The sequence below is a fragment of the Bifidobacterium sp. LH_491 genome (assembly GCF_056356495.1).
Window position 1 is genome coordinate 1,494,230 of record NZ_JBKEUI010000001.1, and the last position, 23,641, is coordinate 1,517,870.

General features: G+C 55.4%; 10 protein-coding genes, 2 tRNA genes and 3 rRNA genes. 6 read left to right on the forward strand and 9 right to left on the reverse strand.

The window, feature by feature from the left end; all coding sequences use genetic code 11:
- The first annotated feature begins 206 nt into the window (after nt 1-206).
- From galE to AC1AWK_RS05855, 6 genes are all read left to right on the forward strand, one after another.
- Nucleotides 207-1,217 (forward strand): UDP-glucose 4-epimerase GalE, encoded by a 1,011-nt coding sequence (gene galE, locus AC1AWK_RS05830; protein WP_476568918.1) that lies wholly within the window; start codon nt 207-209, stop codon nt 1,215-1,217.
- A gap of 234 nt (nt 1,218-1,451) precedes the next feature.
- Nucleotides 1,452-2,816 carry a DUF262 domain-containing protein gene (locus AC1AWK_RS05835; protein WP_476568920.1) on the forward strand — a complete coding sequence of 455 codons (1,365 nt, stop codon included), beginning with the start codon at nt 1,452-1,454 and terminating at the stop codon, nt 2,814-2,816.
- A complete protein-coding gene (locus AC1AWK_RS05840; protein ID WP_476568922.1) occupies nt 2,816-4,732 on the forward strand; it encodes a GmrSD restriction endonuclease domain-containing protein in 1,917 nt (638 codons plus the stop codon). Before AC1AWK_RS05835 ends, AC1AWK_RS05840 begins: the two co-directional genes overlap by 1 nt.
- A 73-nt stretch (nt 4,733-4,805) precedes the next feature.
- Complete coding sequence (locus tag AC1AWK_RS05845; RefSeq protein ID WP_476568924.1) at nt 4,806-5,189, forward strand: DUF4190 domain-containing protein; 384 nt, start codon at nt 4,806-4,808, stop codon at nt 5,187-5,189.
- 308 nt (nt 5,190-5,497) lie between these two features.
- Nucleotides 5,498-5,571 (forward strand) — tRNA-Asp (locus AC1AWK_RS05850).
- Nucleotides 5,572-5,618: 47 nt separating this feature from the next.
- Nucleotides 5,619-5,694, forward strand: a tRNA-Phe gene (locus AC1AWK_RS05855).
- Nucleotides 5,695-5,810: 116 nt separating this feature from the next.
- Here the strand turns inward: AC1AWK_RS05855 and AC1AWK_RS05860 are convergent.
- The 9 genes from AC1AWK_RS05860 to AC1AWK_RS05900 form a co-directional block, all read right to left on the reverse strand.
- Nucleotides 5,811-7,010: a MalY/PatB family protein gene (locus tag AC1AWK_RS05860; protein WP_476568926.1), complete on the reverse strand. Its 1,200-nt coding sequence runs from the start codon at nt 7,008-7,010 to the stop codon at nt 5,811-5,813.
- A 188-nt stretch (nt 7,011-7,198) separates the two neighbouring features.
- Entirely contained in the window at nt 7,199-7,768 is a 570-nt protein-coding gene (locus AC1AWK_RS05865; RefSeq protein ID WP_476568928.1) for a GNAT family N-acetyltransferase, read from the reverse strand.
- 107 nt (nt 7,769-7,875) lie between these two features.
- Nucleotides 7,876-9,357 carry a DUF1846 domain-containing protein gene (locus AC1AWK_RS05870; RefSeq protein ID WP_476568930.1) on the reverse strand — a complete coding sequence of 494 codons (1,482 nt, stop codon included), beginning with the start codon at nt 9,355-9,357 and terminating at the stop codon, nt 7,876-7,878.
- Between the two features lie 785 nt (nt 9,358-10,142).
- The gene (locus tag AC1AWK_RS05875) at nt 10,143-10,967 is read right to left on the reverse strand and encodes a LysR family transcriptional regulator (protein ID WP_476568932.1); all 825 of its coding nucleotides are present in this window, start codon (nt 10,965-10,967) and stop codon (nt 10,143-10,145) included.
- 526 nt (nt 10,968-11,493) lie between these two features.
- Nucleotides 11,494-11,610 (reverse strand): 5S ribosomal RNA (gene rrf / locus AC1AWK_RS05880).
- A gap of 180 nt (nt 11,611-11,790) precedes the next feature.
- A 23S ribosomal RNA gene (locus AC1AWK_RS05885) occupies nt 11,791-14,854 on the reverse strand.
- Between the two features lie 383 nt (nt 14,855-15,237).
- Nucleotides 15,238-16,766: ribosomal RNA gene (locus AC1AWK_RS05890) — 16S ribosomal RNA — on the reverse strand.
- Together the 16S, 23S and 5S rRNA genes form the textbook arrangement of a ribosomal RNA operon.
- Before the next feature lie 579 nt (nt 16,767-17,345).
- A complete protein-coding gene (locus AC1AWK_RS05895) occupies nt 17,346-19,319 on the reverse strand; it encodes a family 16 glycosylhydrolase (RefSeq protein WP_476568934.1) in 1,974 nt (657 codons plus the stop codon).
- Nucleotides 19,320-19,664: 345 nt separating this feature from the next.
- Nucleotides 19,665-23,519 (reverse strand): chitobiase/beta-hexosaminidase C-terminal domain-containing protein, encoded by a 3,855-nt coding sequence (locus AC1AWK_RS05900; protein WP_476568936.1) that lies wholly within the window; start codon nt 23,517-23,519, stop codon nt 19,665-19,667.
- Nucleotides 23,520-23,641: the final 122 nt, after the last annotated feature.

Genomic DNA, 23,641 nt, shown 5'->3' on the forward strand with positions numbered 1-23,641 from the left:
ATCGGTCGGCCAGTTCTTTCATCGTCATGCTTGTCACAGCCTTTCTTTTTCGAGCACATTGCCCATGCGCGAACCATATATCATTATGCCCGACGCACCCCACGGCAGCGAATCACAGTGTGCTATACTCAAATTGTTCCAAAAAGTAACACAATTGAGCAAAACCGAACAAACTGTATCGGCGAGCTCGTATCGAAAGGCCAGACATGACAGTTCTCGTCACTGGTGGGTGCGGTTACATTGGCGCCCATGTCGTTCATGCTCTTCATCAATCTGGAAGCCGTGTCGTCGTCGTGGACGATCTGAGCTACGGCAAGCCCACGCGCATCGAAGGCGCACGCCTCTACGGCATGGACATTTCCTCCCCCGACGCGGGTGCACGCCTCGCCGAAATCATGACCGCCGAAGGTGTTGACGCCGTCATCCACTTCGCCGCCCGCAAGCAGGTCGGCGAATCCGTGGAGAAGCCGCTGTGGTACTACCAGCAGAACATCGTCGGCATGCTCAACGTCCTGACCGGCATGCGCGACGCCGGCGTCAAGAAGCTGGTGTTCTCCTCCTCCGCCGCCACATACGGCGAGCCGCCGGTTGATGTCGTCCCCGAGGACGTTGTCCCCATGCTGCCGATCAACCCCTACGGCCAAACCAAGCTGTTCGGCGAGTGGATGGCCCGCGCCTGCGAAGAGCCGTACGGCATTCGCTTCTGCGGCCTGCGCTACTTCAACGTCGCCGGCTGCGGTCCGGTCGAGCTCGAAGATCCGGCCATCCTGAACCTGATCCCCATGCTGTTCAACCGCCTCAAGCAGGGCAAGGCTCCCGCCATCTTCGGCGACGACTACCCCACCCCAGACGGCACCTGCATCCGCGACTACATCCACGTCTCCGATCTGGCCGACGCCCACATAGCCGCCCTGGACTACCTCGACCGCGATGAGCGCGAATATGACGCCTTCAACGTCGGTACCGGCGAAGGCACCTCCGTGCGCCAAATCGTCGACGAAGTGAAGAAGGTCACCGGCCTGCCCTTCACCGAAACCGTCATGCCGCGCCGCGCCGGCGACCCGCCGCAACTGATCGGCTCGCCCAAGCGCATCAACGAAGCCATGAACTGGCATGCCAAGTACAACGTGCAGGACATTGTGAAGTCCGCCTGGGAAGCCTGGCAGGCGAACCCGGAGCATCACATCGACGTCGCATCCTGGAAGCAGGTCGACTAATACCCATCGTGGCCGGCGGCGCAACCAATGCGGCATGCCGCCGGCCACGTCTTATATGACCCTTCCCACCCGCGCCCGCACCGACTTAAGCGCGCGCCGGACGCACGACATACTACAAACAAGGTTGTTTGCACAATTCCTTTCACCTATACTGTGCGAAGTGCTGACATTCAGGGCTTGACGCCCCATATAGTTCTCCATACAGAACCGTGCGACGAGAGTGCAGGTGGACACATGGATTCCATAACCAGCGGCGACGAAGCTTACATAATCAGCGTCAACGAATTACTAGATATGACACTCGATATTCCGGATTATCAGAGGCCCTATCGATGGAACTCACGTAATATCGACGAATTGCTACAAGACATCAGCACGGCAATCGCAGACGCAGCCAAACCAGACCATGCACACACATACCGTTTAGGAACCATCATTCTCCACCGCAACACCGACGCTTACGACATTGTCGACGGGCAGCAGCGCATCATGTCGCTCCTGCTGGTGAAAAAGTGCCTCGACCCGTACTTTTCCCACCCCATTTTCGAGAAAACGTTCACCAACACGATAACCCAAGCATCCATTGACCGTAATTATCACCTCATTCGCAAACAGTGCTCCGCGCAGACCGAAGACGACCGCAAGCGCATGCTGGAGGCATTTAACAACATTCTGAAAGTCGTGGTCATAGTCGTGCCTACGATCGCACAAGCTTTTCAACTATTCGATTCGCAGAACACGCGCGGCAAGGCACTCGACCCGCACGACCTGTTGAAGGCCTACCATTTGCGCGAGATGAGCGCGAATCCGCAAGAGCGGGAGGAGATGGAACGCGCCGTAGAGCGATGGGAAGAGACCGACAGCGCGCATATCAAAACATTGTTCGACACGTACCTGTTTCCCATTTGGCATTGGTCACGCGGCCGGAAAAGCAAGCCCTTCACCGCGAATGACATCAACATCTACAAAGGCGTCAGCCTTGACCAGGTCTCTCAATACCCCTATGCGCAGCACATCAACAGCGCGATGCCACATTTTCAGATTACGGAGACGTTTATAGCCGGAAAACATTTCTTCGCCATGGTCGACCATTATCTGAACGTGTTTGAGCACATCACGACCGCAATAGCCACCAACCCCGAATTCGCTGACATCAAAGCCAGCATCCGCAACAGCGACGACAACAGCGTTCCGCATCTGGACGCAACGACATATCGATCCCCGAGACTCACTCACGTCATTCGGCTGTTCTATGGCGCACTTCTGCACTATTGCGACCGGTTCCACGATTGTGATCACAACGCACAGGACATAGACCCAGCAGCGGTACGGACACTCTTCACCTGGGCGTTCATGCTGCGCATCGACCTAGGCTCCCTTGCGTTCGCCAGCATCAACAAGTATGCTATCGGCGACAATACCAACGCTCGATACACCAACCATATCGCCATGTTTTCCGCAATCAGCGACGCAAGACTGCACACCGAAATCTCCAGCCTGCCGGTAACGCTACTGCGCGATTCCACCGTGAACGACGATAGCCACTGGAAAGATCTCTACAAGACATTACAACGTATCAACGGCGCGTTGGAGGCATGATGAGCGAGCTCGTTTCCAAACTTCATATCATCAGCGACGACAAAACCATGTTCGATACCGGCGAGAGGTACACTATCCCCCTGTACCAGCGGGCATACGCTTGGGAAGACACCCAGCTCGTCCAGTTGATCGAGGACATACACAGCGTAGCCGACAACGAGGAATACTGCCTCGGCTCGTTGATTGTCGCCAAACAGGGCGACGACTACGAAGTCATAGATGGGCAACAACGCTTAACCTCGCTGTATCTTCTGCTCCATTGCCTTGGGTACTCGACAAACCATACGCTAACCTTTGCATGCCGAAAACGCTCCAACTACACGCTGGAACACATCGCCCATACGTTGCCTCCATCTGACAGCTCATTGGATATGGAAAGCATTGACCCGAACATCCAGCAGGCCACAGCAATATGCGTGCAAACACTGCAGAACAACAATATCGATAAAGGACAGTTTAAGGAACAGTTTAAACAGTTTATCGACAAACTGTCGCGAGTGGTGATGTATCGCATCGAGGTTCCTCCACACACCGACGTGAACCGCTATTTCGAAATAATGAACACCCGCGGCGAACAGCTCGAACAGCATGACATTGTGAAAGCAATGCTGATGAGCTACCTGCGCAACGACCGTGATCGGGCCGCATTTGCCCGTATCTGGGATGCCTGCAGCGACATGACCGGCTATGTGCAAATGCACCTGCCCGACAGCGAGCGAAAAAGCGTGTTCGGAAACGATTGGAACACCATGCCTCCGCATTGCTGGGATAAATATATATCTCGTGATGCCGATACCGCACACAGAGTCGGATACACCATAAATCAGATCATCAGCTCCGATTCTCGCTTCGACTCCGCCGAGCGTCTCGACGAGACTACGAACGCGCAATTCACCAGCATTATCAATTTTCCCCACTTCCTCATGCACACGCTGCACGTGTACCTCGCCATCAATGGCATCACGAATGAAGACGCCCAACAGCGCATTGTCGACAGATCGCTCGATGACAAGAATCTCATCAAAAGCTTCAAACGTGTATGCGACAGCGATGCCATCAAGGAACACACCGAAGCCTTTGCCCAAAATTTTGCAATATGCTTGCTGCGCACCAGATTTCTGTTTGACAAATACATCCTCAAACGAGAATCCAACGACCAATGGAGCCTGAAGGAACTCCGCATCGACAAACCGCCTTCCAAGCATACGGCTAATTATTGCAACACTCGGTTCGTGCGCAAAGGGGAATGGTATCAAAACGACCGCAGCGCCGAACGCCATAAACGCATCCTTATGCTCCAGTCGGCTCTGCGTGTATCCTACACCTCCGCACAGTCGATGCACTGGATAACAGAGCTGCTCATTTGGCTTTCGCAAGCCGAATGCTCCCCCGACAATCAAGACGTCGATATGACCAAGTTCGACACGGTTATCGAGGATATCGCCAAACAGGCCGTTCAAGAACAATTCTTCGAAGTCCGCAAGCGCGATACATACAACATGGGAACGCGTACTCCACACATCGTGTTTAACTACCTGGATTTCCTGCTGTGGGAAAAGGATCCCGACAAATACGCCGATTTCACCTTTACTTTTAGAAACTCCGTCGAACATTGGTATCCACAGCATCCTTCCGAAGACACCTTTGACCCCTGGGATGAAGTGAACCGTTTCGGGAACCTATGTATCATCCCACGCGACGTAAATGCAAAGTTTTCCAACATGTCGCCGGAAGCCAAGAACAGTACGTTCAGGCACATGATTGCGCAAGGCAGCCTTAAACTCCGCCTCATGAGCCAATTCATCGAGCACGCTGGCACCAACGCAAGCCAGAAATGGAAAGACCCCAACGGGTGCGCGGCCCACGAAAAGGAGATGATAGACCTGCTGCGCCAGCATTGTTGCCCCGACAAATAACCATCGTAAAAACCCACATACTGCGTACATCGCCATACCGTCATGCGACCGCGCGCTCCCCTATACTTGAAACATGAGTAATACCAATATTCCCCCACAGCAGCCGCAGCAGCCATACCAGCAGCAGCCGTACGCACCGCAAGGCTACTATCCCGGCTACAATCAGCCCGCCCCATGGAACGCACTCGCCATTCTTGGATTCATTTTCGCGTTCATGTTCTTCCCCGTGGGACTCGTGCTGTCCATCATAGCCGTCAAGCAAATCCGCTCCACCCACGAGCGCGGCAAGGAACTCGCCATCGCCGGCATCATTATCAGCGGACTGGAACTGCTGGCCGTCGTCGCCATTATCGCGGTGGTTGTTATCGCCGCGGCTTCCGTCGGCACCATGACGCCAACCGACAGTGGTTTCGAATGGAGCTATTCGTTTATGGCAATGCTGCCGCAGCTGTTCTAATTCACAACTGTTCTAATTGCGGTATCAGCCGTCCCTGTCCGGACACCCCCATCCGAACAGACAACATAGCCTCTTATGTGGCGCGCGCCAGTTGGTACGCGCCGCATTGTGCATGCCAACCAAACACGACTCACCCAACACGCCGAAGAACACACTATTCCACCCACCACCATGACAAAATTACGTCGCGATCCCCCTGATTTTCCAGAATTAAGAAACATTGATTTTTCAACGAAACACGCCGTAATTTGCATACTGCCGAGATATCAGTAATATATCTACTCGGCTCCTCAAACAGAGGAAACCACGGCCCCGTAGCTCAGTTGGTTAGAGCGCCGCCCTGTCACGGCGGAGGTCGCCGGTTCAAGTCCGGTCGGGGTCGCTCGAATGGTTAACACCCGGTTTATCCGGGTTTTTTTAACTGTTCATGGCTCTGTAGCTCAGTTGGTAGAGCGAACGACTGAAAATCGTTAGGTCAGCGGATCGATCCCGCTCGGAGCCACCACGAGGAAACCCCCACTGCTTGCAGCTGGGGGTTTCTGCTATATACTGTCAGTATTGGCAGCATGCATGCCCCTCCAGGGTATTTTGGCCTATAACCCGGCTCACACCGCCATACGGCTATATCGCACGTAACGCCTCAATGATGCGTCCTACGCCCTCCTCCATACGCGCACGTTGCGTCGCCACATTGATGCGTATGAACCGTGCACCATTACCGCCGAACCCGGAACCGGACGACACCTTCACCCGATACTCCTGTTCCAACCGCTCACACCATGCGTCAGCGTCCGTAGTAGCGCAGGAGCAATCCACCCACCCTAAATAGGTGGCAGCCCCTTGCGTAAGCGCCACACGGCGTTGCTGCGGCACCGAAGCGTTGTATTGGGCAAAAAGCTCACGCATCCGCTGCTTGTTGTCGTACAAATATGCGCGCAGGTCATCCAACCACGGCGCACCATGCCGGAACGCTGCGATGGTCGCCGGAACGGCAAACGCATTCGGCTCATTGCACTGGGCACGAGCCACCGCAAGCTCCACACGCTCCCGCAGCCCCGGGTTAGGCACACATAATCCAGCCGACTGAACGCCCGCCAGATTAAACGCCTTACTCGCCGACCAACACGACACCGACTGTTGCCGGCATTGCTCGTTCACCGAGCCGAACGGCACATACCCAACCCCCGGATCGGTAAGATCCCCATGAATCTCATCGCTGATCACCAGCACGCCGTGCCGATGGCACAACGCACCGATGCGCGCCAGCGTCTCCCTATCCCATATGCAGCCCACCGGATTATGCGGATTGCACAGCACCATAATCGTGGTGCGCGAATCGGCCAACTTCGCATCCAAATCGTCCCAGTCAATGGTATATACAGCCTGCTCTTGCGCGCTTCGCTCGTATCGCAGGCGCGATTCCACCACACGCCGCCCACAGGAACGAATGGTACGCATAAAAGTGCCATATACCGGCGTTTGCACTACAATCCCGTCCTGCGGCTCGCTGAATTCTTCAATCATGGCGCCAAGCGCGGGAATCACCCCATTGCAAAACACCATCCACGACGGATTAACCGCATAGCCGTGCCGTGTGCTCCACCAATACGCGTACGCAGCATTCCACTCAGGTGGCACATCGCTGTAGCCAAACACCGCATGCTCCACTCGTTGTTGCAACGCCTGCACGATGGCCGGTGCCGCCGGAAAATCCATATCCGCAACCCACATAGGCAATGCTTCGCCGGCCGCATCCCATTTCAACGACATCGTACCCATACGCGATACCGGCTTATCAAAATTCACACTCATATCAGCCATACTAGCCACTCGTTGACGTTGTACGGACTATCAGGCGAGCAAATGTGGCCGCATCGCTATTGCCGTCTACGCATAAGTACGGGCGTTACCGCAACCGAACAACTCACCATGCGAACCATAGCCAACCCGGTGACATCGTCTACGTGTCATCCTGCACGGCATCCCGCGTATCCTCGCCACACACCCGACTAATCGGACATCGCAGGTCGCTGCAGCCAGCGTTCAGCAGTGAGAACCATATCCATGGTTGTTTCGTCCGCACCGATGTCGCCCGACACATCTTCACCGTGCGCGGGTTCGCATATCTGAAAACCGTGCCGTTCGTAGACATGACGTGCCCTGCCATTGCACGCAAACACTTCCAAGGTCAGCCGACGTAGCCCCAGTTGTGTGAATGCATACTCGCACGCATGATGTACAGCCCAAGAACCAAGCCCGCGGTTGCGGTCGTCGGGACGAAAAATCGCAATGCGATAGTTGGCTTCTCGCCGTTCGTCATCAATATCGTTAATAACACTTTCTCCGACAATACGGCCGTCAGGTGCTACCATCAGCCACATCCGCCGTGAGGAATCTTCCAAGCACCAGTGGAAGAATCCGATTACTTCATCGTGTTTGAACGATGGCTTGCTACCAGTCAAAAGAACAAGTTCGGGATCGAGTTCGGCAAACCCGTCGGACCAGAACCGTTCAGCATCCGACGCCCTAGGAGAGCGCAGCACCGTACCATCGTCGCGTTGCCATACCATTGCCGTCATGCAATTGACTCTATCGCACCTTCCCCCCCTATACAACACGTTGGCGCCCAACCCTTGCGAGGTGGAAGCCAACGTGCATGAATATGAGCAACAGCCTCAATCGGCGATCACTTATGGTACAGGCTTACGCGCTCGTACTTCGGTTCGCAGCACACATTGATGCCAAGTTTGCGATACAGCTCTTCGTCCGTCGAAGAAATGATCACGGAGAAGAACGAGTCCGAGCCGCGCAATTGCTCTAAACCGCCGATTACCTGCGCCGCCAGTTCACTTTGCGAAGAGGTGATTGACAAGGCGATCAACGTTTCGTCGGAATGCAAACGCGGATTGGCGCTGGAGAGGTGCTCCGTCTTCAACCTGCAGATGGGCTCGATTGCCGCGTGATCGATGACTTCCACATCGTCATCCACACCGGTAACGGCTTTCAGCGCGTTCATAAGCAGTGCGCTGGCCGCGCCAAGCAGTCCTTTGGTCTTACCGGTGACCACGCGGCCATCGGGCAACACCATGGCACCCGCAGGAGCGCCAGTTGTTTCTTCCTTCAACAAAGCAGCACTACGGGCAGGTGAAAGATCTTGGTCAACGCCAGCCTTCTTCATGATGGAACGCAACCGTTCCACCTGCTCTTCTCCGGTGCCAGTACGCTTCAACGCTACTGCGGCGGCGAAATAGCGGCGCACGATTTCCATATTGGCCGCCTCGCGACAGGCTTCATCGTCGACAATCGCCATACCAGCCATGTTCACACCCATATCCGTCGGCGACTGGTAAGGGCTTTGTCCCATAATGCGCTCCATCATGGCTTTGAGCACCGGGAACGCTGCGACATCTCGGTTATAGTTCACCGTAGTCTTTCCGTAGGCTTCCAAGTGGAACGGGTCGATGATATTGGCATCGTCCAGGTCGACGGTTGCCGCCTCGTACGCGATATTAACCGGATGGTTCAACGGCAGGTTCCAAATCGGGAACGTCTCATACTTGGCATATCCGGCCTTCACGCCGCGACGGTACTCGTGATACAACTGCGACAGGCAGGTCGCCAGCTTGCCCGATCCCGGACCAGGCGCGGTGACTACCACCAGCGGACGGCTGGTTTCGATGTAATCATTGCGGCCATATCCGTCTTCGGACACGATATGTTCGAGATCGTGAGGGTATCCGGCAATCGGATAATGGAGGTAGCAGGTAATGCCCAACTGCTCGAGACGTCGGCGGAATACATCGGCGGCCGGCTGACCCGCATATTGCGTCAGCACCACTGAACCAACGTAGAATCCCATGCCACGGAATTCGTCGGTCAGGCGCAGCACATCCTCATCGTAGGTGATGCCCAGATCGCCACGCATTTTGGCCTTTTCGATATGATTGGCGTTGATGGCGATAACGATTTCCACGTCGTCGACCAAGCTTTTGAGCATACGGATTTTGGTGTCCGGCTCAAAGCCAGGCAGCACTCGCGATGCGTGATAGTCGTCAAACAGTTTGCCGCCGAATTCCAGATACAGTTTGCCGCCGAATTGAGCGATACGTTTTTTGATGTTGGCGGCTTGCAATTCAATGTAGGTGTTGTTATCGAACCCTTGACGCACGGTGCGCTCCTTTCGGCCGCGAGCTTATGCTCGTATGGTATCCGACCTAGTATCATGCAAGCATCGGACAGCGTACTCATCTGTGTATGCTCTTGCAGCGGCTGCGACCGCTCTGTACGCGCGCCCTATCAAGGCTTGGCTCTATGTACGCCTCGTAGATGTCACCCGCTATGCACGCCACGTAAGACTGCAACCACTATCAGTATGCGGCGCAAAGACTGCAAAACGCCGTACATGCCTTACATCAATGTCGACTGTATCTATCCGACTCATGCTCCTAGAACACGGGCTTATTTCAAATGCAGCACTACATCATTCCAAGCGCTGCATCCCGCAAACCCTGCATCCTCAAGCATTCCTCCCTCTCAACCGCTGCTTTCCGGGGACTGTTGCTGTGAGGCTTCTCCTATGTACTGTCCCTATGCGCTATTCTCTGGGCGCCGTTCCATACACAGTACCTCAAGCGCTGTTTTCCCTCGCGCTGTCTTCAATCATCGCCATTGCTCCAGCGCTGCTTCCACGTATTGCTTCCACGTATTGCTTCCAAATCATTATTCCTCAGCATCGCTTGCTACGACATATTCGCACGTATCGCTCTCCTAGGTGCCCTAAATACATCTCTATCGCCCCAGATACATCTCTATCTATGTATCACTTGCTGCTCGGCTTTCCCCAGGTAACACTTGTCTCGCAACATCACTCGCAGATTCATCAAGCGGTGCTTCCCAGACACCGCTCACAACGCCCACCCTAGGGAAAGTTTGCCTAAGTACTGTTTCTGAGAGTTATTCTTCGCTTTTCAGTACTTCGATGATGGCATCTACGGCATGATGTTGTTCTTTGGAAAGCCCCGTCCTTGGCATGACAGCGAAGAACCTCCGCACGAACTCTTCTCCAAGTTCTACCGAGGATACGTCGTCAGGAAGCACGCTCTGTGAAATGATGGATTGTCCGAATCCTCCTGCGAGGCATGCTCGTATGGCTTCGTTGCTGGCTAATTCCACCACTGTGGTTGGGGTGATGTCATGTTCTTTGAAGTACAGCTCTGTGTAATATCGTACTCCTGATCCTCGTTCTCGTACCAGCCATACGTTGTCGGTGACATTGCCGGCTAATACGAGTGTGTCTTCGTGGAGTGGCACACGGTGCACCGCTTCGCTGATGATTGGTTTTTCGATGATGCCGAGTTCAGCCTCTTTACGTCCTACCGCTTGCAGAATAATGTCCGAGTTTTTGGTTTGGACGGTGATATCGAATCGTTCAAGCGATGGGCGTAACGCTGTCATTGCAGCCGGCGCGCAGGTTCTCACCGCTGTATGTGAGAACAGCAGACGCAACGGCTGTCGTAATGTGGATAGTCGTGTGGCTGCGTCCATGGCGCTTTGCCAATTATCGAGCATGGCAACGGCCGCCTGATATAGTACATCTCCCGCTGGTGTGGGGATCACTTCTTTGCCGTTGTGGCGTTCAAAAAGCGTGTTTGCGGTTTCTCGTTCCAACGCGGCAATACGGGATGAAACCGTTGATTGTGATATGCGCAGCTCATCGGCAGCTGCGGAAAATTGCCGTGTTTCGTATACGGCGATGAATGTCGAGAGATTGGCGAACACCGGCACACCTCGTTTCTCGTGGTTCCCGCCATGTCATGCTCCACATTACAATGGGCACGCCCTATTGTGCCCGTACGAGCGACCGCTTCCATGGTCCGAACGGTCGTTCCCTTGGTCCGGGCGATACCATCGTCATTCCTATATCATCGGCTGGAAGTGACCCGTACGAGGGACAAACGGGGGGGGGAGTCGGGAGGAGGACGGGCGTTGGGATCGCGGCGGGGGAGGGAACCCGGGATGAACGGGGCGGGAACCGGGGCATGAACGGGACGCGGCGGGAGGGGGAACGGGGCATGGGCGACGACGGAACACCAAATCGTAAGGACCGACAAGGAAAGAAGGAAGAAGGAAGAAGGAACAGAAGGAACAGAAGGAAAGGGAAGGAAAGGGAAGGAAAGGGAAAGGAAGGGAAAGGAAGGGAAAGGAAGGGAAGGAAAGGGAAAGGAAGGGAAAGGAAGGGGAACGAAAAAGGGGAGAGGGGGAAACGACCGGACGGCCGCCTCCCCCTCTCCCCGGGCAAGTATGAATGCGGCGGCGAGCTACTCTCCCACACCCCATCGGGTGCAGTACCATCGCCGCGCCAGGCCTTAGCTTCCGGGTTCGGAATGGGACCGGGCGTCTCTCCTGGGCCATGACCGCCGCAAATCTTCGATTATCACACCCCAAGGGGCGCGGACGGGACCGTGGACGGTCCGGGAACCGGACTATGGACGCGAGCGTGCCGTGACAATGACCGTTCCATGACCGGACGCTCATCGCCGTCCGGACACGAAGGCCGTGCCTCCCGCCGCACATCCCGGCAGGACACACCCAGTTAAGATGAATGGGATTGCCCCTCGGCCGTTAGTACCGGTCCGCTCCATCCCTCGCGGGACTTCCACGTCCGGCCTATCAACCACGTGTTCTACATGGGGCCTCCAACGCCACGAAGGGCGTACGGAATCCTAATCTTGGAGCAGGCTTCCCGCTTAGATGCTTTCAGCGGTTATCCCTTCCGAACGTAGCCAACCGGCCGCGCCACTGGCGTGACGACCGGCATACCAGAGGTTCGTCCACCCAGGTCCTCTCGTACTATGGGCAGGCCTCCTCAGGATTCCAACGAGCGCAGAGGATAGAGACCAAACTGTCTCACGACGTTCTGAACCCAGCTCGCGTGCCGCTTTAATCGGCGAACAGCCGAACCCTTGGGACCTGCTCCAGCCCCAGGATGCGACGAGCCGACATCGAGGTGCCAAACCATCCCGTCGATATGGACTCTTGGGAATGATCAGCCTGTTATCCCCGGGGTACCTTTTATCCGTTGAGCGATGCCGCGTCCGTACGCCGGCACCGGATCACTATCTCCGACTTTCGTCCCTGCTCGACCCGTCAGTCTCACAGTCAAGCCCGCTTGTGCGATTGCACTCGACACCCGATTGCCAACCGGGCTGAGCGGACCTTTGAGCGCCTCCGTTACTCTTTGGGAGGCAACCGCCCCAGTTAAACTACCCGCCAGGCACTGTCCCTGACNAGGATGACTCGTCGAGGTTAGACGCCAAATGCGAACAGAGCGGTATTTCACCTTCCGGCTCCACACGGGCTGGCGCCCACGCTTCGAAGCCTCCCGCCTATGCTACACAATCCGCACCTAACGCCAATACCAAGGTATAGTAAAGGTCCCGGGGTCTTTTCGTCCTTCTGCGCTTAACGAGCATCTTTACTCGTACTGCAATTTCGCCGAGCTCCTGGTCGAGACAGTGGGGAAGTCGTTACGCCATTCGTGCAGGTCGGAACTTACCCGACAAGGAATTTCGCTACCTTAGGATGGTTATAGTTACCACCGCCGTTTACCGGGGCTTGAATTCACCGCTTCGCCGAAGCTGACGGATCCTCTTAACCTTCCGGCACCGGGCAGGCGTCAGAGCGTATACAGCGGCTTGCGCCTTCGCACGCTCCTGTGTTTTTGGTAAACAGTCGCTACCCCCTGGTCTGTGCCACCCCCGAAAGCTCCACGGGCAAGCCGCTTCACCCCCAGGGGCCTCCCTTATACCGAAGGCACGGGAGCAATTTGCCGAGTTCCTTGACCAGGATTCGCTCGATCGCTTTGGTATTCTCTACCTGACCACCAGTGTCGGTTTGGGGTACGGGCGGCTGACAGCCTCGCGCCGAAGCTTTTCTCGGCAGACAGGATCACCGGATTCGGGCCCAACGGCCCCCACCATCACGCCTAAGCCACAAGCCCCCCGGATTTGCCTGGGAGGCGGCCGCACGCTTGGCCACGGACTACCACCGCCGCGGCCGGCTACCCGTCTGCGTCACTCCTGCGCTACCCTCGACGGCCACGGAACCAACGACACCCGCCGCAACCCACCCCGAAAGGCCGGCGCGACAGGCACGGAGGCAACGCGGACCGTTCCGGGTCTGGGCGGCTGAAAGCCGGTACGGGAATATCAACCCGTTCGTCCATTCGACTACGCCTGTCGGCCTCGCCTTAGGACCCGACTCACCCGGGGACGACGAACGTGGCCCCGGAACCCTTGGTCATCCAGCGCGGGGGATTCCCACCCCCGTCTCGCTACTCATGTCTGCATTCTCACTTCCGAACGGTCCACGGAGGATCACTCCCCCGCTTCGCCCCAGGACGGAACGCTCTCCTACCCAGCCTCCAAAGGAAGGCTGCCGCGTCTTCGGTGGTGTGCTTGAGCCCCGCTACATTGTCGGCGCGGAACCACTAGACCAGTGAGCTGTTACGCACTCTTTCAAGGATGGCTGCTTCTAAGCCAACCTCCTGGCTGTCTATGCGACTCCACATCCTTTCCCACTTAGCACACGCTTAGGGACCTTAGACGACGATCTGGGCTGTTTCCCTTTCGACGACGGAGCTTATCCCCCGCCGACTCACTGCCGGAATACACATCACGGGTATTCGGAGTTTGGCTGCTATTGGTACCCACTACGGGCCCGCAAGCATCCAGTAGCTCTACCCCCCGGACGCAATCAACCGACGCTGCACCTAAATGCATTTCGGAGAGAACCAGCTATCACGGAATTTGATTGGCCTTTCACCCCTAACCCCAAGTCATCCCCCCGGTTTTCAACCCAGGTGGGTTCGGTCCTCCACGCGGTCTTACCCACGCTTCAACCTGCTCAGGGCTAGATCATCCCGCTTCGGGTCCAGGACGCGCGACTGAAAACGCCTTTTAAGACTCGCTTTCGCTACGGCCACCCCACACGGGTTCGCCTCGCCACACGCCACTGACTCGCAGACTCATTTTTCGATAGGCACGCCGTCACCCCACAAGAAGGCTCCGACGGTTCGTAGGCGCACGGTTTCAGGAACTATTTCACTCCCCTCCCGGGGTGCTTTTCACCTTTCCCTCACGGTACTGGTACGCTATCGGTCAGACAGATATACTTAGGCTTACCCAACGGTCTGGGCGGATTCACACGGGATTCCACGGGGCCCGCGCTACTTGGGACGCATCACCGGAAGACGGCGCGTGTTCGGCTACGGGGCCATCACCCTCTGCGGCCGGGAATTCAATCCCGTTCGCCTCACACGCCGTTTTCTGCAACTCCCGCCGGGCCCGTCGGAACCCGGACGAATGCTCCCCCAACACCCCACGCGCAACCCCCGACGGGTATCACACGCGCAAGGTTTGGCCTGATCCGCTTTCGCTCGCCACTACTCACGGAGTATCCTTTCCTGCAGGTACTGAGATGTTTCACTTCCCTGCGTACCCCCCGCACAAGGCGGTGCCGGCCCATGACGGCCGGCGGGTTTCCCCATTCGGAAATCCTCGGATCAAAGCCCACCTGGCGGCTCCCCGAGGCTTATCGCAGCCTGTAACGTCCTTCATCGGTCCTGTCTGCCAAGGCATCCACCATACGCCCTTGCAAGCAACCCCGGCCCGAAGCCGGGACAGCAAGCAGGAAGAACGGCAATCACCGGACGACAAATCATCGCACTCAACGATCACAAAACGATCAACAAATCAACCGGAGACCCCAACAAGAGGGGCCGCCGGCGAAATCACAGCAAGAACCACAAAGATTCTCGCTCGCGTCCACTATCCAGTTCTCAAACCACCACGCGACGCACGCCAACCCCCAGGCCCCAAAACAAGCCAGGAAACCGACGCGCCCGCCCCGAAACCACCCAAGGCGGACGGTCCGGGAACCCAAAAGCATGCCCATACCACCACAAGCCAACGATCTCTTCCACACCAGCAGGCCATCCCCGCCCGGCACCACGCCGGACCGCCGGAACGGCCAAAAGAAAACTCCGTAGAAAGGAGGTGATCCAGCCGCACCTTCCGGTACGGCTACCTTGTTACGACTTAGTCCCAATCACGAGTCTCACCTTAGACGGCTCCCCCCACAAGGGTTGGGCCACCGGCTTCGGGTGCTACCCACTTTCATGACTTGACGGGCGGTGTGTACAAGGCCCGGGAACGCATTCACCGCGGCGTTGCTGATCCGCGATTACTAGCGACTCCGCCTTCACGCAGTCGAGTTGCAGACTGCGATCCGAACTGAGACCGGTTTTCAGGGATCCGCTCCATGTCGCCATGTCGCATCCCGCTGTACCGGCCATTGTAGCATGCGTGAAGCCCTGGACGTAAGGGGCATGATGATCTGACGTCATCCCCACCTTCCTCCGAGTTAACCCCGGCGGTCCCCCGTGAGTTCCCGGCACGACCCGCTGGCAACACAGGGCGAGGGTTGCGCTCGTTGCGGGACTTAACCCAACATCTCACGACACGAGCTGACGACGACCATGCACCACCTGTGAACCCGCCCCGAAGGGAAGCCCCGTCTCCGAGGCCGTCGGGAACATGTCAAGCCCAGGTAAGGTTCTTCGCGTTGCATCGAATTAATCCGCATGCTCCGCCGCTTGTGCGGGCCCCCGTCAATTTCTTTGAGTTTTAGCCTTGCGGCCGTACTCCCCAGGCGGGACGCTTAACGCGTTAGCTCCGACACGGAACCCGTGGAAAGGGCCCCACATCCAGCGTCCACCGTTTACGGCGTGGACTACCAGGGTATCTAATCCTGTTCGCTCCCCACGCTTTCGCTCCTCAGCGTCAGTAACGGCCCAGAGACCTGCCTTCGCCATTGGTGTTCTTCCCGATATCTACACATTCCACCGTTACACCGGGAATTCCAGTCTCCCCTACCGCACTCCAGCCCGCCCGTACCCGGCGCAGATCCACCGTTAAGCGATGGACTTTCACACCGGACGCGACGAACCGCCTACGAGCCCTTTACGCCCAATAATTCCGGATAACGCTTGCGCCCTACGTATTACCGCGGCTGCTGGCACGTAGTTAGCCGGCGCTTATTCGAAGGGTACACTCACCCGAAGGCTTGCTCCCCGACAAAAGCGGTTTACAACCCGAAGGCCGTCATCCCGCACGCGGCGTCGCTGCGTCAGGCTTCCGCCCATTGCGCAATATTCCCCACTGCTGCCTCCCGTAGGAGTCTGGGCCGTATCTCAGTCCCAATGTGGCCGGTCGCCCTCTCAGGCCGGCTACCCGTCGAAGCCTTGGTGGGCCATCACCCCACCAACAAGCTGATAGGACGCGACCCCATCCCACGCCGCTCAGACGCTTTCCCGCGATCGCATGCGCTCACGCGGAACATCCGGCATTACCACCCGTTTCCAGGAGCTATTCCGGAGCATGGGGCAGGTTGGTCACGCATTACTCACCCGTTCGCCACTCTCACCCCGGCAGCAAGCTGCCAGGGATCCCGTTCGACTTGCATGTGTTAAGCACGCCGCCAGCGTTCATCCTGAGCCAGAATCGAACCCTCCACAAAAAACTATGAAAGGAACACAAAGGCTCCAAATAAGAAAAAGACGAAACCCTTATAAGGAAAGGGTAACGCACAAAAACCCCGCCATCCATCAAACCGAACCAACGGACCCGGCCGAACACCGGGCGGACAGCGGACTGGCAATCATTGACTATAAAGAAGTAGTACAAACACGCTCTTGAGTTCTCAAACCACCACCACACCGGAAACCCCGCAGGAACAAGCGGCCAGCGCCGGGCAGCAAGAAAACAACCTACACCACCCGAACGCCCCACGCAACCCCACCCACCAAAAAACACCACAAACCCCCGGAAAACCAACCCAAACACGGCGTGTCGAAAACACAACAGCTAGTACGTATTGTGCACCTAACAACATGCGTAACGCTTCAGTTCATTGTGTTCATTGTGTTCCGATTCCTACATGTTGACTCATCTTTCGCACCGGTTACCGCTCAGGTATCCCAGAACTAGCAAGGAACATAACAAATGCGGGTTACTCGCCGTATACTTGGCAAAGCAACCCGCAAATGCAAAGGATCAGTGATACCTGTCCTCGGGACCAACTTAGCGACAGAAACACCTATCCGCGACTTGTCACAAAATGTATTTCACTCATTGCAAGATGTCCCCAACGATTGCCAACTTCCGTAGGAATCAGACGAATCCGGGAGGTATGGATCCCTTGACCACCCAACGGCAACCACTGCCGTTCGATAGCATCATGCTCAGTTGCCCACGACACCGAGAACAAACGGTCCGCACCGTCTTGCTGCAGCACATGCCATGAAGCGTCACGCTCATCCCACGCAGCAATCTTAAATTGTTTGATGCCCTGATCAGCGCCATAATTGCCATACAGCTCCACCCCGGTCACATCAGTGGGTGCGCCGAAATCATAACTAATCCCAATCTTGCCTTGAGATAGGGCATCAGCGTCATATGTGAACTCCCCTGTTCTACGATAGCTCACGATGTTTCCATCAAACAGGTTATCCACCGCAGAACCCCAACTCGGTTCCATGCCCTCAACTGAATACCGTCGCGATGCCATCGTGGCGTTACTCGGCGTGATAGTCATTTGTGTGGTCTCCTTGCGCGGCTGAGACAATGACGTAATCGTCACCACACCCTGCTTCGTCACCGGAAAACCAGCACTGAGATCCGCCAAATCCCGATCCGTGATCGGATCCCACGTCACGGGCTCCTGCGTCTGCGTGCCATCGTTCCAATTCACCCGCACATACGACTTCGTACCCGGCAGATTCTTCTCCGTATAATCCGGTGTACCATCATCGTTCGTGTCATAAGTCTTCATCATAATAGCGCTCGGGTCAATCACTGGATTTTCAGCAATGACACTTGTGGGATGCAACTGGCTTTCCGGCAATGCCGCCTGCCCCTCGGGAAGCTTCTTATAGACGCGAACGTAGTCCACGTCCATCGTGTTCGGATACGGCATCCACTCCCAATCACCGGTCCAACCACCCGCACGCTTCTCATACAGCGACAGCAGCTGGATCATCGGATAGTCAATGTTAACGTTCATCTGCGCATACTGCTGTCCGTCTACGTAGAACACAATCTTGTCCGGATACTTGCCCGAACCGGTCCCCTGCTGCCAATCGAACCCATACACATGATACTCGTTATTGAAATCCTTGTCATTATTCGTATACGACGAGGGACTTGAAAGCCAGGGGAACGCATCTCCATCATCCCAAGCGTGCACCGCAGGGGGAACTTTGTGATCATTACGCCCTTGAATTTCCATGATGTCGATTTCGGCGCTCTCATCCGGCGTGTCCTGGAAGCCCAGCAGCCACCACGCGCTATGACGCGACGACCCCGACTGCCCCTTCATACGCATCTCGTAATACCCATACTGGTTGATATGCGTCAACTCGGTATCGGCGGGATTCCTCACCTTATTGTTGCCATTCCAGTTATGCAACCCATTACGCTGCCCCGTAGTAAAACCACTTACAACAGTCTGTCCATCGAACTCAGGATCCCACGGTTGGGTATCTTGGTCAATACGTAAGCTCACGCCACCATTACCTACTGTATGATTCGCCGCACGCTCGGGAGTGGTGGTCCATGAGGATAGATATTTGTTGACCCACTTGCTCTGATCCAATTGCGTACCGTTGAACTCATCGTCAAAAATCAAACGATACCCAGGCTTCTCAATCGGATTCGCAGCCGTATTATGACCAAAACGTGGAGAGATCACCATAACGCCACCAAGCGCATCCCTCACACTCTGCGGAATAGCAGATAGCGAAAAAGGAAACAACATCTCATATTTAGAGGGATCGGAAGATGGCCCCCAGTACCAGCCGAGGAAGTCATACCCATCCTTTGTTGGCTGTGCCGGGACCTCATCCGCTGCAATGGTGTCGGCATATGTCTTGGATAAGGTCACGTCTGGATGACCGTCCGTACGTATTACCACGCGAACCGGAGACTGCCGATCCGTGTCGGACAACGCTGCACGAACGGCATGAGCACCTTCATAATATGCATCACCGGCCAGCGCGGTCTGAGCACCCATTGTTCCAACGGCTAGCAGTGCGACAACAACACCGCTCGCATATGATATTTTTTTCCAAGAACGCAACATCATTGTCGTATTCCTTTCAGCTACTAGAATTTCGTCAATCCTTCACAAAACACATAAGCTGCCTTACATAACGATGATGCATTAACGACTATCTACCACAATAGTAGACATAATCATTTATTATGCACCATAAAAACGAGAGTGTACCAGGATGAATAGTCACAAGCAAATTAAATGCACAACGTGAAATGAATCAACTACAACGCTATCCACCCCACAAACATGTGGCCCGAGAGGACTGTATCTCTTCGCAATCCTCTCGGGCCACATGCCATACTACAACACAGGTCTCTTCGCCCTTCTGGACAACACCAGTCCGGCAGACATCAATACCACCGAGCAACACATTACCGCCATGATGCTCGAACCTCCGCGAGCCAGCCGTACACGCGACCCCGCCGACGTATTATCAGAATCTACACCATCGGAGCGTAATCCACCGCCGTTAAGTCCGCCCTCACCACCGGAATCGTTTCCGCCATACGATTCATCACCGACCAACCGCAAACCTTCGATACCGGAGCGCAACGTCGCGAGCGCCGAATCAACTTCCCGCTGCGTGGATAAAGCATCGAAATAAACTGCGGAGGCAGAACGATAAGCCGCGTCATATACGGCCCATGAATCAGGCGTATACCTATCTTGACGAAGCTGAGCCGCAGACTGAAGAGCCAGGCTCAACTGCGAAGTCTGCGCCGGATACACAGTTTTGGCCATGATCACATTATCGATATATGTAGCGTTGTCATCCGCCAACTGAAGATCAGGCTGACTGATACTCACCCATACCGCTCCAGAGGGATCAGCATCCTGCGGAACGGTGAACTCCACCGAGCAGTATGTGCGGTAGCGTTCGGCGGCACCGGCGCTACAGGTTGCCGAAGCTATCAGACGCGTATATTGGTCGAACAATCCGCCATTATCGGCAACCGTTCCATCATTGCCTTGCCGATAACGAATCGATGCGGTAATTGCACGCTCCCCACCCCGACTCGTCGCAGCATCTTGCTCCTGACCAAGAATGGCCCAGAAACTGAGCGTATACGACTGCCCAGGACGCACCAAAATAGCTCGCTGATTCAGCGTAACAGCCTGCGTGTCAATGGTGTCGGAGGCATCCTTCTTTCCGAGTTTTGCGGCATAGTCACCAGAAACAGCAACCTTGTCACGATCAGACAAGGCACTACGCAACTCATCGCGAGCTCGATACCCATTGTCATAATTCCGCACATTATCCTTAGTGCCATATGTCCACGGAGACAAGCTACTGGCGCTCCAGTTCGAGGACTCGAACGAACCATCCCACAATGCGTCCTCAACCGTACGGAGTCGCACATCCGCGCATGCCCCGGATCCACTACACGACAACACCAATTGGGAGGAATCAGAGGCAGTACGCACGTATGTCACACGACCTTGCGCAGCGCCGGAAATCGTCTGTTCAAAACCACGCCCATTATTGATGCCAACACTCAACGAAGCTTCACGATCGGGATAGGAACTCACCGCAATCACCGCGTTACCCGGAACATCCACCACACGCTTCGACCCATGGGCCATATCACCGACCACGCCAGAATCACGCTTAACCTTAGTAGTTTGGAAAGCACCCACATCAGGTGTCGACCAAGACGGGACTTCATTGCCGTCATAGTCCGTAACATTCTCCGGCGCCATCGCCCGCCCCTTCGAAGACGTATATTGGCTGGCAATCTTCAACGTAGAAAAGTCGCCCTTGGCAACACCCTCCAAATCTAGACCAGTAGCAGCCCGGTATACCGACAGGGGCACATACGTATTCGTGTCACCTGAAACGATAGGCCATCGAGAGCCATCCTTCTCTACTCCGACAAACACATTGTTCCCCCACCGCAACGTGGACGTTGAGCTATCCTGCGACAATCCCGTCTGATCGGCCAATGGGCTAGGAACCACGATGAGATTATTGGCAAAGAACGCACTATTGGCACTCCCGCTAGGAACCGCCAACTGGTACTTGCCATCAATCTTCGGGGCAACGACCGTGTTGTTATAGAAGGACATATCCTTTACACCAGCAAGGAAGGTGAGACGGTGAGAATCCTTCGACCCTTCACACCCCTGCGTATTCACCCCATCATTAACCGAAACGTTATAGCGGAAAACAGCTCCCACCGCTTGACTCATCCGGCCACCACACGCACAGGTCAACAAAGCACCCCCGGCGTTGTCGTGACTGTAATTGTACTGATACACCGTATTGCGCGTACCATAGTCAAAATCCCAAGCGGTACCGTCATTATTGCCGTCACGTTTACTGGTATACGCTACTTCGTTGTGCTGGAACAACGTATCATCCGCATTCCACACCCATACAGCGGCGGTACTGCCCGGGTTGTACGAGCGCGACGCGTGAAAAACCTTGTTATTCTGCACGACGGCTCCCTGAGCCTCTTGCACAACAATGCCATCTCCACCAATGCCATCAAGAAGATTGCCTTCAATCAACGTATTAGTCGACGGGGTCCATGGGGCATACTTACGCTGCGTCGCATCGCAGCCATCGTCGTAATTCCAATCCACAGCCTCACGACACTTATAGTCAGATGCAGCGTTGATGCCGGAACGGTCGACGTTCTCAATCCGATTATTAAGAATCTGCGTGTTGTCAAACCACGACGGGTGCTTCATTGATTCATCCGGCACCACCGATTTCGCGTCACGCGCCCATTCGCCATTACGCACCACGAGACGAGTAAAGGAATACACCTCCATAATCACACCGGCTGCGCCGCCGTGATTACCACCATCGTCGGGCTGACCAGTAACATCGTGAATGTAATTATCACGCACCGTGATGTTCGATAACTTCCCATTATTGTGATTCATGATGGCCACGCCACGTCGAATGTACTTAGCGTAATCCGACTGATTCGCATCTTTGTTGCTGATATCCAGATTTTCAACCGTGACATCATGAGCATCCGTAATCAAGACCGCCTCACGACCAGCTATGTGATCTTCGCTAGCAATGATCTTCGGCATGCGATCACCATCGCCATACGACGAAAACACCACCGGATTCCCCGGCTCTCCAGAATCCATACCAGGCACGGACTTACCAGCACCGGTTGTAGACAATGCTTGAGTACCATCGCCAATCAACAACCTACCGTGATACTCCGTACCTTTTCTGAACAACACCTTATCGCCAGGAAGGAAATTCACTGCATTGACAGTATCCAATGAATTAAAAGGAGACGTTCTCGTCCCGTCCCCATCTTGTGAAGCAGTGCTATCCACGTAGTACGTCGTATTCGGTTGTATATCCACGTTAATCACGTGATAATGCCAACTCGATATATCGGAATCGGTCTTCCCTTCCTGAACTGCTATAGCCTGTACCGTGACATCCGAAGCCAGTTCAATGGGCTTCTCATATATCGCAGACTGAACAGTAGGAGTCGAGCCGTCCACCGTGTAATGAATAACGGTCCCGGACTGCGGCGAGGACAGGGCCACCCTCTTGCCCTTCACCACCGTACCTGACGGAACATCCGCCTCCACCGGCATGAGCTTTGACGTGTTATATATCGCCAATTCCGTGATGCACACCCACGTCTTGGCATCCAGCATTTCGAATTTCACCGCCGTGCCTGTGACCGCCTGGCCCAACGGCACGGTAATGGACATGGGATTACCACGCTCTTCCTCGGTCGTTTTGCGTTCCACAAGACTTTTCCACGGACTATCGGGTGACTGCTGATACGACAAGCGGAATTGATATACAGGATTGTCTGTTCCCTGAACGGTAACCGTATCGAAACTCACTGGCTTATCGTCAGCGAACCGTACGGTCAAATCAAATGGCTGTCCGCTATCGCCCTGAGCCAATGTGGCAATATCCCCATCGACCGCATGGCTCGCTAAGTGAGGCGGATTATTATATGGCTCCACACTCATGACCGCGGTCGAACCAGAGGCAAGATTGCGATATCCTGAATAATCGTCTGCGCCATACACGGCAGACTTCGACTCCATCGAAACGTCAGCCTTCCCATCATCGCGATACTGGCGAACATCCGTCTGCATTACATTCGATGATGTTGCAGGCGGCAACGCAACAGCCTGAGTTACACTTCCTGCCATCATTGCAATCGCGGTCAAGATCGCGAGCGCAAAAGAAGATCCCTTTTTCAACTCCATTGTCCTTTCTTGATCTTCATGGAATCCCTGCGCGCACGGCATCATCGCCGTGCCGCACTACTGCATCG

What these genes read in the sequence shown, in the direction of transcription:
- galE (WP_476568918.1), top strand. Translation starts at nt 207, where the DNA reads ATGACAGTTCTCGTCACTGGTGGGTGCGGTTACATTGGCGCCCATGTC.
- AC1AWK_RS05835 (WP_476568920.1), top strand. Translation starts at nt 1,452, where the DNA reads ATGGATTCCATAACCAGCGGCGACGAAGCTTACATAATCAGCGTCAAC.
- AC1AWK_RS05895 (WP_476568934.1), bottom strand. Translation starts at nt 19,319, where the DNA reads ATGGGTGCTCAGACCGCGCTGGCCGGTGATGCATATTATGAAGGTGCT.
- AC1AWK_RS05900 (WP_476568936.1), bottom strand. Translation starts at nt 23,519, where the DNA reads ATGATGGCAGGAAGTGTAACTCAGGCTGTTGCGTTGCCGCCTGCAACA.
- AC1AWK_RS05865 (WP_476568928.1), bottom strand. Translation starts at nt 7,768, where the DNA reads ATGACGGCAATGGTATGGCAACGCGACGATGGTACGGTGCTGCGCTCT.
- AC1AWK_RS05845 (WP_476568924.1), top strand. Translation starts at nt 4,806, where the DNA reads ATGAGTAATACCAATATTCCCCCACAGCAGCCGCAGCAGCCATACCAG.
- AC1AWK_RS05840 (WP_476568922.1), top strand. Translation starts at nt 2,816, where the DNA reads ATGAGCGAGCTCGTTTCCAAACTTCATATCATCAGCGACGACAAAACC.
- AC1AWK_RS05860 (WP_476568926.1), bottom strand. Translation starts at nt 7,010, where the DNA reads ATGGCTGATATGAGTGTGAATTTTGATAAGCCGGTATCGCGTATGGGT.